The organism is Salinicola sp. MH3R3-1, assembly GCF_001937155.1.
Taxonomy (GTDB): domain Bacteria; phylum Pseudomonadota; class Gammaproteobacteria; order Pseudomonadales; family Halomonadaceae; genus Salinicola; species Salinicola halophyticus.
Genome location: NZ_MSDP01000011.1, coordinates 103,559 through 120,837, shown reverse-complemented (window position 1 = coordinate 120,837; position 17,279 = coordinate 103,559). Strand labels below are relative to the sequence as shown.

The 17,279-nt window shown below is 62.2% G+C and carries 10 protein-coding genes; 4 read left to right on the top strand and 6 right to left on the bottom strand.

The window, feature by feature from the left end; genetic code table 11:
* Positions 1–110 precede the first annotated feature (110 nt).
* On the bottom strand, positions 111–4,010 hold the full coding sequence (locus BTW08_RS08255; protein WP_075562041.1) for an AAA family ATPase: 3,900 nt from the start codon (positions 4,008–4,010) through the stop codon (positions 111–113).
* A 126-nt stretch (positions 4,011–4,136) separates the two neighbouring features.
* Positions 4,137–4,781, bottom strand: coding sequence for a tRNA-(ms[2]io[6]A)-hydroxylase (locus BTW08_RS08250; protein ID WP_075562040.1), 645 nt, complete (start codon positions 4,779–4,781; stop codon positions 4,137–4,139).
* Between the two features lie 505 nt (positions 4,782–5,286).
* Here BTW08_RS08250 and acnB point away from each other — a divergent pair.
* The 3 genes from acnB (at position 5,287) to BTW08_RS08235 (ending at position 10,834) form a co-directional block, all read left to right on the top strand.
* Positions 5,287–7,890: a bifunctional aconitate hydratase 2/2-methylisocitrate dehydratase gene (gene acnB / locus BTW08_RS08245; protein ID WP_075562039.1), complete on the top strand. Its 2,604-nt coding sequence runs from the start codon at positions 5,287–5,289 to the stop codon at positions 7,888–7,890.
* 268 nt (positions 7,891–8,158) lie between these two features.
* On the top strand, positions 8,159–8,779 hold the full coding sequence (locus BTW08_RS08240; RefSeq protein ID WP_083627760.1) for a porin family protein: 621 nt from the start codon (positions 8,159–8,161) through the stop codon (positions 8,777–8,779).
* Positions 8,780–9,019: 240 nt separating this feature from the next.
* Positions 9,020–10,834: a glycerophosphodiester phosphodiesterase gene (locus BTW08_RS08235; protein WP_075562038.1), complete on the top strand. Its 1,815-nt coding sequence runs from the start codon at positions 9,020–9,022 to the stop codon at positions 10,832–10,834.
* Positions 10,835–10,938: 104 nt separating this feature from the next.
* On the opposite strand, the gene ppsA is transcribed toward BTW08_RS08235, so the two are convergent.
* Positions 10,939–13,329: a phosphoenolpyruvate synthase gene (ppsA, locus tag BTW08_RS08230; protein ID WP_075562037.1), complete on the bottom strand. Its 2,391-nt coding sequence runs from the start codon at positions 13,327–13,329 to the stop codon at positions 10,939–10,941.
* A 351-nt stretch (positions 13,330–13,680) separates the two neighbouring features.
* Between ppsA and BTW08_RS08225 the strand changes: the two genes are divergently transcribed.
* On the top strand, positions 13,681–14,514 hold the full coding sequence (locus tag BTW08_RS08225) for a pyruvate, water dikinase regulatory protein (protein ID WP_075562036.1): 834 nt from the start codon (positions 13,681–13,683) through the stop codon (positions 14,512–14,514).
* A gap of 58 nt (positions 14,515–14,572) precedes the next feature.
* On the opposite strand, the gene BTW08_RS08220 is transcribed toward BTW08_RS08225, so the two are convergent.
* The 3 genes from BTW08_RS08220 to BTW08_RS08210 form a co-directional block, all read right to left on the bottom strand.
* Positions 14,573–15,145: a hypoxanthine-guanine phosphoribosyltransferase gene (locus BTW08_RS08220; RefSeq protein ID WP_075562035.1), complete on the bottom strand. Its 573-nt coding sequence runs from the start codon at positions 15,143–15,145 to the stop codon at positions 14,573–14,575.
* Between the two features lie 77 nt (positions 15,146–15,222).
* Positions 15,223–16,239, bottom strand: a complete 1,017-nt coding sequence (nagZ, locus tag BTW08_RS08215) for a beta-N-acetylhexosaminidase (RefSeq protein WP_075562034.1) — start codon at positions 16,237–16,239, stop codon at positions 15,223–15,225.
* A gap of 191 nt (positions 16,240–16,430) precedes the next feature.
* Entirely contained in the window at positions 16,431–17,099 is a 669-nt protein-coding gene (locus BTW08_RS08210) for a TetR/AcrR family transcriptional regulator (protein ID WP_075562033.1), read from the bottom strand.
* Positions 17,100–17,279 lie beyond the last annotated feature (180 nt).

Genomic DNA, 17,279 nt, shown 5'->3' with positions numbered 1-17,279 from the left:
GCAACATCGATGGTAAAAAAGCGCCCGGCTCGAAGCCGGGCGTTTTTGTCAATGCGGCCTGTGTCCAGGCGCTGTAGCCTGCGGTTTCTGCAGCGGGGCCATGCCAAACGTCAGGACGAGAATTGATAGTCCGGTTGACGGGCCGCGGCACTGACATTGTCCAGCAGTGTCCGCCAGCGGGTCAGCACCGGCGCATCGGACAGCGCCACTTCCCCCAGCCGGTAGCGCAACGCATGCCGCTTGTCGGTATCTGCCGGATCGACCAGGGAAAGCCACATCTCGAGACTTTTCAGTTCCATGTGAGGGCTGCCGGCATCGATGGCCCAGCTCCTCGCTTCCTCGATCAGCGCGGCCACCTCTGAAATCTCGTCGCCCATGCGATGCTTGGCGCGAGCCATCTGCAGCGATATCTGCGGCATCATCAGGGAACGCCGCGATCTCGCCTGACGCAGACAGGGCTCGAGATAGGCCACCGCACGCGCCACATCGTTGAGAGCCAGGCAGGCATCGCCGTACCAGAGGAAGGGGCGCTGACAGGGCTCGCGACCGGTCAGCTCACTGAGCTGACGCACGCTATCTTCGATTCGCCGAAAGCCCTGCGCCTCCCCTGCCAACGACTGACCCCATCCCAGCACGCATTCTGCCTCCCAGTGCCAGCGCTGGAGATCGGCGGTGCAGGTCATTTCATGGGCGCGGCGCCCGCGTTCTATCGCCAGATGGACGTGACCCAGTTGGCGATAGAGCGAGGCGGCGAAGATCAGCGCCATCGCCAGCGAGCCGGGATGACGCACGGATTCAGCGAGTCGAATGGCGGCTTCCATCTGCTGTTCGGCACGACGGTAATCGCCGCGCAGACACAGGGCCCAGCTCTGATAGCAGGCCGCCGCCACCTGCGGATGATCGGAGTACGGCAGCCATTCCAGCACCATCGGCCGATTGAGCGGATCGATCTGATCGAGATGCTCGTAGGCGAGCGCGACCTGGCCGCTCCAGTATTCCCCGTGGGCGCGAGCGTAAAGCGCCAGACGGTGATACCGGGCGTCGTCGATGCGCTGCGCCAGGTCGCGCAGCTGCAGCGCCAGTGACTCCGCTTCCTGGTTGGCGTGGCGCTGGCTGGCCCCGACCCATAGCCCCCAGGTCACCAGAAATGCCTGATCGTTTGCCTCCTCTTCGTCGAGGGGCGAACCCTGCCAGAGCTTCTGCGCCTGCAGGAAGCTCTCGTGCGCCGTCGGTGAACCGTGCCCCTCCAGCGCATAGCAGGCCTGCCCTTTCACCGTCAGCAAGCTGACCTGACGCTCGGCGCCGTCGGCAGTTCCCAGACAGTCGAGACCCGATTCCGCCATCTTCAGGGCGGTGCGATTGGCACTGACCTTGAGCGCGCCTCTCGCCGCCATCTCGAAGTAGCGCGCGGCTCGGGGCGCATCCCCGCTGCGCCGCAGATGTTCGGCGAAATCACCGGGATGACGGCTGATCCAGGCGGGGTAGCGGGACTCGATCAGCTCGACGACCCTCTGATGCAGCACGATACGCACATCCTGCGGACAGGAGAGATAGGCGGCTTCCTGCAGCAAGGGATGGGTGAACTGGAAATCGTAGGGATAGGTCTCGCAGGGCTCGATGATCTCCAATCGTCGCATCTGCTCGATTGCCACCTTGAGCGCGGTGTCATCGGTTTCGAGGCACTCGCGCAGCATGCCGGCCTCGAACTGTCGCCCGAACGTCGCCGCCATGTGGGCCACTTGGCGACTGCCCTGCAACTGATCGATCCGGCTCGCCAGCAACCCCAGCAGGCCGCTGGGCAAACTGGCGACGTCCAGTCGGCGTCCTTCGCGCCGATCGATCTCGAGTCGCCGGCAGAGCTCCTGCAGGTAGAGCGGAACGCCTTCGCAGCGCTCGATCAGCTGCTGGCGTAAGCGAGGATTCAGCTTGAGACGATGTTTTCGGCCCAGGTAATCCAGCATGTCCGAGGACTGGCGTGTATCGAGGCGTCCCAGCACTACCTGTTGATCCCAGTTCAACCTGACCGAAGGCACCTCCCGGTTCTGATGCGAGGCGACCAGCAGCGACGCGGTATGAATCGGCAGCCTGGCCTGGAGGTTCTGTATCACCTTGAGCGATGGCTCATCGAGCCACTGCAGATCGTCGACGATGATCACCAGCGGGCGCCGGGAGGCGGTCATCTCGAGAATCACCGCCTGGATCAGCTGCGTGACCAGCTCCACCGCCTCGTCGGCGTCCTCGCGAGCCAGCGGCTCGCGCCCCAGCACGTCGATCAAGAGCTGGCGGCGCTCGCCGCCGATCTTGTCGAGCGTTCGGGTGCGGTCGATCAGGGTTTCCAGGACTTCACGACTCGGCTCCTGCTCGAGATGCCACCTCAGCAATGACTGAATCAGTCCGTAGGAAGTCTGGCTGGAAAGCCGGGTGGTGGGCCGCCAGAACACCGCCGCATCTTCGTGCTGCAGGTACTCGCGAAAATGGATCATCAGCGCGGACTTGCCGATCCCCGTATCGCCCAGTACCAGCACACTCTGACGAAGCCCCAGCGACACCCGAGCCAGGGCATCGCGCAGCTGGCGTAGCTCTCCCTCGCGGCCCAGCAGATTGGGCGGCAGCGTGTCGCGCCCAGCGCCGCCCGCGGTGAGCACCAGTCCGCGACGCTGAACCCGGCCGTCGCTACTGATCAGGCGAGGCGTCAGCCGGGACTGAAGATCGAACGCCGGCGGCAGATGCTGGCTGGCGTTGAGCGAGATGACCAGCTCGCTGCGCTGAGCGGCGGCCATCATCGCCAGCGCCACCTGCGTGACGTCACCGAAGGGATCGATCGACTGGCGCTCGGGCAGCCAGATCACCCGCCCGCTATCCAACCCGGCCGTCAACGTGAAACGCGGCGGCGGTTCGCCACCGTCCCACACGTTCTCGAGCTCATGCGACAACCCTTGACGACAGTGCTCGAACAGCGCGACCAGCTCCGCCAGTTGGTGGGTCGGGCCGTGGGTGCCAAAGCAGGCGAGCCCAATGCCGCTGCCCACGGCGGCCTGCCAGAAACCGCCAAGATGGCGACACTGGGTTTCCAGCCAGGCAAACAGCTGCTGTTGTGCTTTCAGGCAAGCCAGCGCCCGGCCGAGATCGTTGCCGGCTTCTTCGGGGCGTAGCGCGATCGCCATGACGGTGACCTGACGGTAGTCGATGTCATCCGCCGCATAGCCGTAGACGCCCTGCTGGCTACCTGTGGAGGTGGACCCGCTCGCCGGATTCGGCCAGTCGCCGCCCAACCCCCGAGCGGGTACCTCGGACCAGAACCGCGCCAGTTGCAGAAAGCCGGGCTCGGGCTGCTGCCCGGATAGTGCCAGGTGCTGAAGAAAGGCGTTGAACTGCTCGCGTGCCGCAGCGAACTGGCCGTGTTCGGCCAGTTGTCGTACTAGCCGCTCGTGAAAGGGACCGTAGTCGGGGATTCGATGAATGAGTGTGCGCAGCAGCGCCTCCGGCAGTGCTGCCGATGTCTCGAGCACACGCTCGGCGTATTCGATCAGGCGCTGACGCCATTCGCCCCGAGTGCGTACCAGCCATTGCTGGAAGGCGACGCACTGCCCCAGATGCAGCTCCGCCAGCAGATCGCCGCGGTAGTGGTCGAGCAGTTGCTCCAACGTCTCGACGGTGGGCGGTCGTTGCAATAGCCGCTCGGCCTCCCGCAGATCCCAGGAGACCGCGAGCGGCAGCTCGAAGGTAATCGTCTGACGGGTAACGGACAACGAAGCCTCGGCGAGATCACCGAGACTGTGACGCAGACAGTGCAAGGCGTGGCGAAGATTGGTCCGTCCCGATTTGACGCCCTGGTCCGGCCACAGCATTTCCGCCAGCGCGGCACGACTGACAGGGGTTTCCTGCAGCAGCAGATAGACCAGCAAGGCCTTGACCTTGTCGTAACTGAATTGCGTCAGGCTCTGCGCGTTGCGCTGATAACTGAAATGTCCGAAGAGCGCGATTGTTGTTGTGGCTCGACTTGGGTTCATTGTGATCCGTTATCCGATGGAAGTTGGAATCGCCAGTGGCTTATCGACGAAGCGCCCCGTTTCGACGGCTTTTTTCGATCACGGCAGCTATCGATCACAACGGCCAGAGTGATCGGCGTCGAACGCTCATTCCGTCAGGGCGGGTACACCGCTATGGAAGCGAAACATGGCGTCTTCGCCCTGGATCAGCGCCTGTTCATGGGCGGCGAACCGGGCAACGCGTTCCGCCACGAAGGCTTTGCCGGCATAGCGCTCGGCCAGACCGAGATAATCTTCGAAGTGCCGACCTTCCGAACGCACCAGGGAGCGATAGAATCTGGCCAGCGACTCGTCGAGATGGGGAATCAGACGGGCGAAACGTTCACACGAGCGGGCTTCGATGAAGGCACCGACGATCAGGATGTCGATCAGGCGTTGCGGCTCTTCGCGCGCCACGTGCTCTCGCAGCCCTTCGGCGTAACGCGAGGCCTGAATATGCGAATAGTCGATCCCGCGCTCCTGCATCAACCCGACCACCTGTTCGAAATGAAGCAGCTCCTCCCGCGCCAGCTGCGACATCTTGGTCAGCAGCTCGGGGCGGTCGACGTAACGAAACATCAGACTCATCGCCGTCGACGCGGCCTTCTTCTCACACTGCGCGTGATCGATCAGCAGCAGCGCAGGATTCTCCAGCGCCGCCTCTATCCAGCGCTGCGGTGTATCGCACGGCAAAAACGCCAGCAGTTCGGCAGGCAACAGGTCGTCGGTCACGGTTTCGGTATTGGCAGTCATTCGTCCGATAGTCATTGACGTTCAGCGGTCGACGGGCAGTCGATCGACTGGAAAGTGGGTACGAGAGACGTCGAGAGTCATTACGACTGACGCCGAGGAAGCGATCCGTCGAGAACGCGAAATACCGTGAAGAAGGACACTGCCACTGGCGTCATGACGGCAGCCGACTCGGCCGCTCCGATGCCTGGCCCAATGCGTTGAATCACAGTGGACTCGACGAATCACCGTCATGGTAGCGCCTGCCCTGACAGACTGCGATACCCAATTTTAAGACATTGGTGTCATTTACTCGGAGGAATAAAGCGCTCCAAGTCGCCGCTTCTTAACATTGTCGACAGTTTGTCGTAGACTCCGCGGCGCCCACCGCAGCCGATCCATGGCAGCCGAACCCGCTCATGGCAACCGAACTGTCTCCGCCGACTGATGGCCGACCAGCAGGTGACCATGTAGCGGCGCCTGTACCGTATCGCTCATGCGGGCTCCAACACTCGATGAGGATCTCCCCGTGCTTGAAGCTTACCGCCAACATGTCGAGGAGCGCGCCCTGGAAGGCGTGCCACCGAAACCGTTGAATGCCGAAATGGCCGCCCAACTGATCGAGCTGTTGAAGCAGCCCCCGGCCGGCGAAGAAGCATTTCTGCTTGAACTGATTACCGACCGCGTGCCGCCGGGCGTCGACGAGGCCGCCTACGTCAAGGCCGGGTTCCTTACCGCCATCGTCAAGGGCGAGGCGAATTCCCCGCTGATCGACAAGATTCACGCGGTCAAGCTGCTGGGCACCATGCAGGGTGGCTACAACATCGCCACGCTGGTCGAACTGCTCGATGACAATGAGTTGGCCCAGGAAGCCGGGGAGCAGCTCAAGCACACCCTGTTGATGTTCGATGCCTTTCACGATGTCGCGGAGCGCGCCAAAAATGGCAACGCCGTGGCGCAGAGCGTGCTGGAATCCTGGGCCGAGGCCGAGTGGTTCCTGGCCAAGCCGGCCCTGCCGGAGAAGATCAGCATCGCGGTGTTCAAGGTGCCGGGCGAAACCAATACCGACGATCTCTCGCCGGCACCGGATGCCTGGTCGCGCCCCGACATTCCGCTGCACGCCAACGCCATGCTCAAGAATCCGCGCGACGGCATCGAGCCCGAAGTCGCCGGCGCCAAGGGCCCCATGACGCAGATCGACGCGGTCAAGGCCAAGGGCTTTCCGGTCGCCTACGTCGGTGACGTGGTCGGCACGGGCTCGTCGCGCAAGTCCGCCACCAACTCGGTGCTGTGGTTCTTCGGTGACGACATTCCCTACGTGCCCAACAAGCGTGCCGGCGGCTTCTGCTTCGGCGGCAAGATCGCCCCGATCTTCTTCAACACCATGGAAGACGCCGGCGCCCTGCCGATCGAGATGGACGTCGAGCAGCTGGACATGGGCGACGTCATCGACGTTTACCCCTATGAAGGCAAGGTGACTCGCCACGACAGTGCCGAAGTGGTCTCCACCTTCGAACTCAAGACTCAGGTCATCCTCGATGAAGTGCGCGCCGGCGGCCGTATCCCGCTGATCATCGGTCGCGGTCTCACCGAAAAAGCGCGCAACGAACTCGGTCTACCGGCATCGGCTATCTTCCGTCTGCCGGAACAGCCGGTCGATACCGGCAAAGGCTTTACTCTGGCTCAGAAGATGGTCGGTAAGGCCTGCGGCATGAATGGCGTGCGCCCCGGCATGTACTGCGAGCCGAAGATGACCACGGTCGGCTCCCAGGACACCACCGGGCCGATGACCCGCGACGAGCTCAAGGATCTGGCGTGTCTCGGCTTCCAGGCCGACCTGGTGATGCAGTCGTTCTGCCACACCGCCGCCTACCCCAAGCCGGTCGACGTCGAGACCCACCACACGCTGCCCGACTTCATCATGAATCGAGGTGGCGTCTCGCTGCGCCCAGGCGACGGCATCATCCACTCCTGGCTCAACCGCATGCTGCTGCCGGACACGGTCGGCACCGGCGGTGACTCCCATACCCGCTTCCCCATGGGCATCTCGTTTCCGGCGGGTTCGGGTCTGGTCGCCTTCGCAGCAGCCACCGGCGTCATGCCGCTGGACATGCCGGAATCCGTGCTGGTCCGCTTCAAGGGCGAGCGCCAGCCCGGCATCACCCTGCGCGATCTGGTCCACGCGATTCCCTACTACGCGATTCAGCAGGGCCACCTGACGGTCGCCAAGTCCGGCAAAAAGAATATCTTCTCCGGTCGCATTCTGGAAATCGAGGGCCTCGAGGATCTCACCGCCGAGCAGGCGTTCGAGCTTTCCGACGCCTCCGCCGAGCGTAGCGCCGCCGGCTGTACCATCACGCTGGGCGAAGAGCGCGTCACCGAGTACCTGAACTCCAACGTCACGCTGTTGAAGTGGATGATCAGCGCCGGCTACGGCGATCGCCGCACGCTGGAGCGCCGCATCGAAGCGATGGAAGCCTGGCTGGCAAACCCGAGTCTGATGCGCGCCGACGCCGATGCCGAATACGCCACCATCATCGAAATCGATCTGGCCGAAATCGACCAGCCGGTGCTGTGCGCCCCCAACGACCCGGATGATGCTCGTCTGCTCTCCGACGTCGCCGGTCAGAAGATCGACGAAGTGTTCATCGGCTCCTGCATGACCAACATCGGCCACTTCCGCGCCGCCGGTAAATTGCTCGAGAAGCAGCCCGCCGGTAGCCTGAAAACGCGCCTGTGGCTTGCACCGCCGACCAAGATGGATCAACATCAGTTGACCGAGGAAGGGTACTACGGTATCTACGGCAAGGCTGGCGCGCGCATGGAAATGCCTGGCTGCTCCTTATGCATGGGCAACCAGGCCCGCGTGGCGCCGAAATCGACCGTGGTGTCCACTTCCACACGTAACTTCCCCAACCGTCTGGGCGACGGCGCCGACGTCTATCTGGCTTCGGCAGAGCTCGCGGCGATCGCTGCCGTAGAAGGCCGACTGCCCACGGTCGAGGAATACAAAGCTACCATGGGCGAGTTCAATGCCATGGCGGGAGAAATCTACCGCTACATGAACTTCCATGAGATAGAGGATTTCCAGAAAGCGGCCGCAACGATCATTCCGGCCGCCCAGGAAGCCTGATACGACTCTTCCGATGCTCGCAGCTTCATGAAGAGGTCACCGAAACGTCCCGCCAATGCGGGGCGTTTTTTTATGCCGGTTCTGCCGGCCATCATCCAGCGAGGGGCTCGGACATCGACTCGGACGCTGGTTTGCCTCACGAACCGACGCGAGTCTCGTTGAATAGTCAAACGCTGTTCATTATTCTCACGGCTGCGTCTGCCATCGTGGCGACACGACAGGACACGGTTCCGGGAAGTCCACCCGGACTCGAATCAGGAGATCAACGATGAAGATCCAAGCCTGGCTGGCTTTGCCGGCCGCCCTCTGCCCCATGTTTCTGGCAGCACCGCTGCTTCTGGTCGCGCCCACGGCGCAGGCGGCCAATGCCGACGGCCTTTATCTCGGCGTGGGAACCGGCTTCAGCTCGCTGAAGAATGATGACGGCGATGTCGGCGACTTCATCGAATCCGGTAGCGACGACTTCGATATCGACGACGATGATGACAATGTCTACAAGGCGTTCGTCGGCTACGAGTACAACCGGTATTTCGCCACCGAGGCCTTCTACGCCGATCTCGGCAAGACCCGGCTCGAGGGCAATGATGGATCGAGCGCCGATCTCGAAAGTCATGCCTATGGCCTGAGTCTCGTCGGCAAGCTGCCGGTGACCGACTGGCTCGAACTCTTCGCCAAGGCTGGCATGGCCAAATGGAAAACCGATGTCACCGGTCATCTCGACAGTGCCTCGGCCCATATGGACGACAATGACGGCATCGACCCCGTCTATGGGGCGGGCGCTCAGCTCAACTTCCGTCCGCTGCTGGTCCGCGCCGAATACGAGCGCTACGACTTCGACAGCGATTACCAGATCGACTCTTTCACCGCTTCTGTCGGCTGGATGTTCTGAGCGTCGCTTGCCCTGAACGCAAGCTCCGAAACGTCTAAGAGCGCATTATCGCCATTCCATTCATGTCGTCTTCCGGTCGCCCTTGGGCGACCTTTTCGACTGTCGGCGGCTGAACTTGCAAAGATGAGGGTTTGACGACAAAACTGATAACGGTTTGACGACAACATTACAGACACACGCTTTCTCGCCGCCATCATCGCCGAGCCCACTCGATCCAGGAAGGAACGCCGCCTCGACGCCATGTTAGCTCCTCGCTCGCTGATTCAAGACATCGCCCGCCAGATCCGCGCCCATCTACGCTCTCTGGTCGTTTTCCATCTCTTCTTCACGTTGCTGGCATCGGCAGTCTGGGTGCCGCTATCGGCCAACACGCTCTCCGGCCTGCTTCAGCGCATCGGTCGTCCGGTACTCAGCAATAACCAGATCGCGGACGTGGCGCTTTCCCCCTGGGGCTTGATCTGGCTGCTGACGGCCATCGTGCTCAGCTTTCTGGTGATCTTCCTCCAGCAGGCCGGCATGATGCTGGTGGTCTCGAGTCCGGCCGGCAACCGCTATCGAGTGGCGATGGGGTCGCTCTGGCATGTGCTAAAACGCTTTCCGGCGCTGGTGACCCTGACGTTCCTCCAGGTCGGCAGCCATCTGTTGCTCGCGGCACCCTTCGCCATCGGCCTGGCCCATTTGTACGGCGCCATGCTCGGCGATATCGAACCCTACATCCTGATTCATCTCAAGCCGCCGGTACTGTGGGAGTTTCTGGCTTTCGCCGCGCCCATCTTGCTGGTCCTGGTGCTGCTCAGCGCCAAGCTCTACTTCCGCTGGTTTCTGGCACTGCCCGCCATGATGCTCGACGGCCTCAAGCCGGTTGCCGCGCTGCGCCGCAGCCGTGAACTGACCCAAGGACGGCGTCTACGGATGGCGCTGACGGTCGTCGGCATCGCTCTGGTCGTGGCCGCCATTCCGATCGTCTTCAGCGTCGGGTTCAATACCCTGGGCGGCATCCTGCTCGGCAACCTGCCCGAACGCAACAGCGTGCTGGTCCCCGCGATGCTGGCCTACTTGGCGTTCTATATCGTCGCCACGATCGCCCTCACCTTTCTGGGCATCGCCGCCAACAGCATGCTGGTGATCACGCTTTACCATCGCGCTACCGGTCGAGCGACGGTATTCCGTCAGTCTTCCACGCCGCGGCGCACCGGGGTCATCGCCTGGGGCGCAGAGATCCTGCTGCTGGTGTTTGCCCTGGGCCAGGCGGGCTGGATACTGCACGGGTTCGAGATCAACGATCACGTCACCATCACCGCGCATCGCGGCAGCTCGCTGGTGGCACCGGAAAACACGATGGCATCGATGAATCAAGCCATCGCCGACGGAGCGGACTATCTCGAGCTGGATGTGCGTCTGAGCAGCGATGGTCAGGTGGTGGTCTCGCACGACAACAATCTGAGTCGGCTGACCGGGGTCGATCGCAACATCAGCGACATGACGCTTGCGGAGATCGAACGGGTCGATGTGGGCTCCTACTTCGGCGACGCCTTCATCGGCGAGCGCATCCCCACCTTTCAGCAGGTACTCGACAACGCCCAGGGCCGCATCGGGCTCTACGTTGAGCTCAAGCCTGCCCACGGCACCGCCGAGGAACTGACGCGCAAGGTCATTGCGCAGTTGAAGGCCAGCCACATGAGCGAGCATGCCGTCATCGCTTCGCTTTCGCCGGACATCATCGACAGGGTCAAAGCGATCGACTCCGATATGCGCACCACGCTGTTCATGCAGTTCGTGCTCCCCGGCGCGCTCAATACCACCGATGCCGACATCATCGGCCTGCGCCACACCCAGGCGACACCGAGCCTGTTACGGACCATCCACGGCACCGGCCGAAGTGTCGCGGTGTGGACCGTCAACGGCATCGGCGACATGTCACGCTATATCGACATGGGTGTCGACAACATCATTACCGATCGGCCCGAGACGCTGACCAGCATTCTCGCAGAGCGACGCGAGATGTCGGATGGCGAACTGCTGCTGGTCAAGCTGCGCAACTGGCTACGGTCCTGAGGAGAAGCGGCTCGCGGCCCGGCAGGCAGTCAGCTTGGCATATCCGCACCCAAAAAAAGCCGGCGCGAGGATATCGCGCCGGCTCGATGATTCCGCCGCCGAACTCAGCCCAGCGTTTCGCCCGCCAGCATGAACCAGGTTTCGAGTACCGCATCAGGATTCAGGGAGACGGAATCGATCCCCTGCTCCATCAGCCACTTGGCCAGCTCCGGATGGTCGGAAGGCCCCTGACCGCAGATGCCCACGTACTTACCCTGCGCCTTGCAGGCTTGAATCGCCATCGACAAGAGCTTCTTGACCGCCGGATCCCGCTCATCGAACAGGTGCGCGATGATCGCGGAATCCCGATCCAGCCCCAGCGTCAACTGGGTCAAATCGTTGGAACCGATGGAGAAGCCATCGAAGTGCTCGAGAAACTCATCCGCCAGCAGCGCATTGGATGGCAGCTCGCACATCATGATGACCTTCAAACCCTGATCTTCGGGAGATGAAGAGGCCCCGCGCTTGAGGCCGTTGGCCTCGAGCAGATCGACGACAGCCTTGCCCTCGGCGGGCGTGCGCACGAACGGCACCATGATCTCGACGTTGGTGAGCCCCATCTCGTCGCGAACACGCTTCAGTGCTCGACATTCCAGCTCGAAGCAGGCGCGAAAATCGTCCGAAATATAGCGGGATGCGCCGCGGAAACCCAACATCGGGTTCTCTTCGCCCGGCTCGTAGAGCTTGCCGCCGATCAGATTTTCGTATTCGTTGGACTTGAAGTCCGACAGCCGCACGATCACGCGCTTGGGATAGAACGCCGCCGCCAGCATCGAAATCCCCTCGACCAGGCGATCGACATAGAAACTGACCGGGTCGGCGTAGCCGGCGGTGCGCAGGTCGATGGTCTGCTTGAGGTCAGGCGAGAGCTTGTCGTAATCCATCAACGCGCGCGGATGCACCCCGATCATGCGATTGATGATGAATTCCAGCCGCGCCAGACCGATCCCCTCATTGGGCAGTCCCGCGAAAGCGAAGGCTCGGTCCGGGTTGCCCACGTTCATCATGATCTTGAACGGGATCTCCGGCATGCCGTCGACGCTGGTGGTCTGGCAATCGTACTCGAGCTTGCCCTGATAGACGTGCCCCGTGTCGCCCTCGGCGCAGGAGACCGTCACCTCCACGTTGTCCTGCAGCAACTCGGTGGCATCGCCACAGCCGACCACTGCCGGAATGCCCAGTTCGCGGGCGATGATCGCCGCATGGCAGGTACGGCCGCCGCGATTGGTAACGATGGCCGATGCGCGCTTCATGATCGGCTCCCAGTCAGGGTCGGTCATGTCGGTGACCAGCACGTCGCCGGGCTGCACCTTGTGCATCTCTTCCGGCGACCCCACCAGCTTGACCTTGCCCTGGCCGATGCGCTGACCAATGGCACGGCCTTCGACCAGCACGCGACTCTTGCTCTTGAGCGTGAACCGTTCCAGCGTGCCAACCTGCTGATTGGATACTACCGTCTCCGGCCGCGCCTGGACGATATAGAGCTTGCCGTCGTCACCGTCACGCGCCCACTCAATGTCCATCGGACGACCGTAGTGCTTTTCGATGGTCACCGCCTGGCGCGCCAGCTCCATGACGTCGTCATCGCTCAAGCAGAAACGCTGGCGATCCGCATGCGCGACGTCGACGGTCTTGACCGAGCGACCCGCGGCCGTATCGTCGGTATAGACCATCTTGAGCCGCTTGGATCCCAGCGTGCGGCGCAGTACGGCCGGTCGGCCGGCGGCCAGCGTCGGCTTGTGGACGTAGAACTCGTCGGGGTTGACCGCGCCCTGCACCACCGTCTCGCCCAGACCCCAGGCGCCGGTGACGAATACCGCATCGCGATAGCCGGATTCGGTGTCGAGCGTGAACATCACGCCGGCTGCTGCCGTCTCGGAGCGGACCATCTTCTGGATCCCGGCCGACAGTGCGACGTTCTCGTGGGCATAGCCGCGGTGAACGCGATAGGAGATGGCGCGATCGTTGAACAGCGAGGCGAAGACTTCGTGAACCGCCCGTTTGACGTTGTCGAAGCCGTCGATATTGAGAAAGGTTTCCTGCTGGCCGGCGAACGAGGCGTCGGGCAGATCTTCGGCGGTGGCCGACGACCGAACCGCCACCTTGAGCTGGGGATGCCTGGTCTGCAGCGTCTGATAAGCGTCTGCCAGCGCCTGTTCGAAAGCCGGGGGTAGCGGCGTGTCGATCACCCACTGACGCACTTTCTCGCCCACCTTGGCCAGCATCTCGGTGTCATCGACGTCGAGGCGGGAAAGCTCGGCATTGATTCTATCGTTCAGCCCGTCATGAGCGAGAAACTCGCGATAGGCGTGGGCCGTGGTAGCAAAGCCGCCCGGGACGGTAACCCCCGCATCCGCCAGGTTGGAGATCATCTCCCCGAGTGAGGCGTTCTTGCCCCCGACGCGTTCGACGTCGGACATTCCCAGTTGCTCGAAGGTAATGATGAAGGGTTCCAAAGTCATCTCCTGGTCGTCTCGACTGGCCACTGTTCGTCGCTGATGATCGCGTCTGATCGCGGTTCATCGAACAACGCTCATTGAGCATGGCTCATCGGGCGTGGTTCATTGAACGTGGTCCACTGAAAATGGCGCGATCCGCTGCACCGTGATGGAGCCAGAAGCTAACAGGCGGTCATAGGCTTAGCCAGAAGTTTAAGGGCGTAGAGTTTGGAGTATTTCTACAGGAATCCGGGGATTGGCAGCATTCCTGTAGTCACCGGCTGCCGTTGCCGTTGCTCGACGGCAACGAGTTGCTCGCGCGGGGATTTTGGGCCGACAATGGTTAATCGCCACACTTGGATGAACGCCATGCCCCGCACCGCTTTCTTCATCTCCGACGGCACCGGCATCACCGCGGAGACCCTCGGCCGCAGCCTGCTTTCGCAGTTCGAAAACACCGAATTCATTCAGGTGACCAAGCCCTACATCGATACCCTCGACAAGGCCCGCTCGCTGGTCGGCATCATCGAAGCGACCGCCGAACGCGACGGCATCCGTCCGATCGTCATCGACACCATCGTCGATCAAGCGATCCGCAATATCGTCGCCGAGGCATCGGCGTTCAAGGTAGATATCTTCTCCACCTTTCTCGCGCCATTGGAAGAGGAACTGGAGACGCATTCCACCTATACCGTCGGCCGCACCCACGCCATCGGCCGTGACGACGTCTATATGCATCGGATCGAGGCGGTGAACTTCGCCCTCGATAACGACGATGGGGCGAGGACGCATCAGTACCAGGAAGCGGACGTCATCCTGATCGGCGTCTCGCGTTGCGGCAAGACGCCCACCTCGCTCTATCTGGCGTTGCAGTTTGGCATTCGCGCGGCCAACTATCCGCTGACCGAAGACGATCTCGACGAGAACGGGATTCTCAACCTGCCCCCCTCTCTGGCCAAGCACCGCCACAAGCTATTCGGATTGACCATCGATGCTCGCCGGCTGGCGGCCATTCGGACCGAGCGACGGCCCGATAGCCGCTACTGTTCGATGGACCAATGCATGCAGGAGATCGGCCAGGCCGAAGCGCTCTACCGCCGTCACAATATCTCCTACATCGACACGACTCGCTTTTCGATCGAGGAGATCTCGACCCGGATGATCAACGAATCCGGACTGCAGAGACGCTTCAGCCCGCGGTGAGCGGGCTGAAGAAGGGACTCATGCACGGGCCGAGCCGTAAGACGCTAACAGCGTCGTCTCATAGACCTTTAGGGGCAAAGATTCCCGGCGCGTTGCGCCAATAACCCTTGTAGTCCATGCCGAAACCGAACACGTAGCGGTCGACGACTTCCAGCCCGCAGTAGTCGGCCTTGAGGTCCGGCGTGGTCTTGCGGTCGTGACGCTTGTCGACCAGTACCGCCGTCGAAATGCTGGCAGCGCCGGCCTGTCGGCAGTAGTCGAGTATCGCGGCGAGCGTCGCCCCTTCGTCGAGGATGTCGTCGACGATGACCACATGACGGCCGGCCATCGGCACCTCCGGCGAGACGCGCCAGAACAGTTCGCCGCCGCGAATGCCGCCGCGATATCGCGTGGCATGGAGATAGTCGACTTCCAGCGGGAATCCGAGCCGGGTCAGCAAGTGCCCGGTGGTAATCAGCCCGCCGTTCATGACGCAGTAAAAGACGGGGAGCTTGTCGCCCAGTGTGCGCGTGATATCGGCCGCCATGCGATCCAGCGCCTGCTCGACCTGAACCTGGTCGATCAGGCAGTCCGCGTTGTCCATCACATCCTGCATCGAACTCAAGGCATTGATCGGTGGAGTATCAGTCATTGTTTACCATTCACCAGGAAAAAACGCGGCGGCAGAGCAGGACACTGCCACCGTGGAAAATATCGTAGCGCTATCGCTCATTCGGACTCATTGAGCGCATTGAGACGAGCATGGGTACGCCGCCAGCGGGAGATAGCCGCCAGTGACTCCAGGCTGGGACGAGCGCGGGCATAGCGTAGCTTGGCAATGCGCTGGGCCTGACGCCCTTCGCAGGCAGCGACCACCGCGCGGGCGTCGGCGGGGGCATTGCAGATCACCGCCATATCGCAACCGGCATTCCAGGCCGCCTCGGCGCGTTCACCCGGCGTTCCGGCGGCGTGGGCCGCGGCCATCGTCAGATCATCCGAGAAGATCGCGCCCTTGAAACCCAGCTCTTCACGCAGCATGCCCAGCCAGCTGGGGGAGAAGCCGGCCGGCCGATCGTCGAAAGCGGAGTAAATGACGTGCGCCGGCATGATCCCGTCGAGCTTGCCTGCCAGCCGGGCGAACGGGATCAGGTCGTGCTCTCGCAGAGCGGCCAACGGCCGTGGATCTTCGGCAATCTTAAAATGAGAATCCTGACGCGCCCCGCCGTGACCCGGGAAATGCTTGCCGATCGCGACCAGGCCCGATTCGTGCAGCCCATCGACGAAAGCGCCAGCCAGCGCGCTCACCACTTCGGGATCCGGCGAAAAGCTGCGCGACCCGATCGCCGGCGACTGATCGTCATCGAGGTCGAGAACCGGGGCAAAGGTCAGATCGAAACCGCAGGCCGCCATCTCCATGCCCAGCAGCCAACCGGTGTCCTGCGTAAGCGTCAGTGCGGCTTCGGGAGACTCGGCGAACTGACGACCCAGCGTCGCCATGGCCGGTATCTGCGTCACGCCATCCTTCAGGCGCTGTACGCGGCCACCTTCCTGATCGACGGCCACCAGGATATCGGGACGACATTCGCGAATCTGGCCGATCAGCGCCTGGGTGGTGGCGACATCCGGCGTATTTCTGGCAAACAGCAAGACGCCACCGACCTCCGGGCGGGAGATCAACTGGCGCTCCTCATCACGCAGCCGCGTGCCTTCCACATCCAGCATGACCGGACCGAGAGGTTGAGTCATAGCAAACACCTGAGACCATTGAGCGCCCGATTCTAGACGACACCGAAGACGCATGACAGAGGCAGCGTGACGCAAGGCCATCCGGACAAGCTATTCCGAGGCCCTGTTCTGACGCCATGTTTCGACGCCCTGTTCCGACGTCCTGTTCTGGCGCCCTATGGCACCCGCCTTGTGGCGTCGGTTCTATCGCTTCAATCGGCCAGCGGTGCGTGCGCCTCCAGCGCGGCGGGGAGCGGCGCCTGCATGCCGGCAACCACCACCGGGCGCAGATGCCGGATTAGCTCGCGTACCGTCATATGATCCTGATATTCGTTGTCGGCGATATCGCGCAGCGCATCCAGGCCGGAGAGCGTGAAGACCACCGTGCCCAGCATGAAATGCAGCCGCCAGAATCGCTCGACGTCCGGTAAATCCGGCGTTGCCAGGCGCAGGCACTCGACGAAGCGATGAAAGGTTTCGCCGTAGTGCTCCTGAATATAACGCCGCAGATGCCCCTGAGCCTGGGTATAGGCGAGCCCGAGCAGCTTCATGAATATCTTGAGGCTATTGCGCTCGGCGGGCACCTCCAGAACGCTGGTGGCAAGCTGCTCGAGCAGGACCTCGAGCGGGATCTGCTTACCTCGATAGCGGGACTCCAGTTCATCGAGCGCCGTATTGAGACGCGCCGCGAACGGATCGAGGTAGCGGGCGAATACCGCCTGGATCAGCGACTTCTTGGATCCGAAATGGTAGTTAACCGCAGCCAGATTCACCTTGGCCCGGGTAGTGATATTGCGCAGCGAGGTTTCGGCGAAACCCTTCTCGGCGAACAGGATCTCCGCCGTATCGAGAATGCGAGTAACGGTATCGGGTAAAGCCATCTCATACCTCGCGCCTGAGAACAACGACTTAGAACGGTCATGATTCTAATCATTCGGGGACAGCCCGCACAATCAGGCATTCGGCCAGCCCATCGTCAGGTCCAGTCTGGAGCGATAAAGCCCCTTCCCTCATCGAGGATGACTGGATACAATTCCAGGCTGTATACATGAACACGCCTG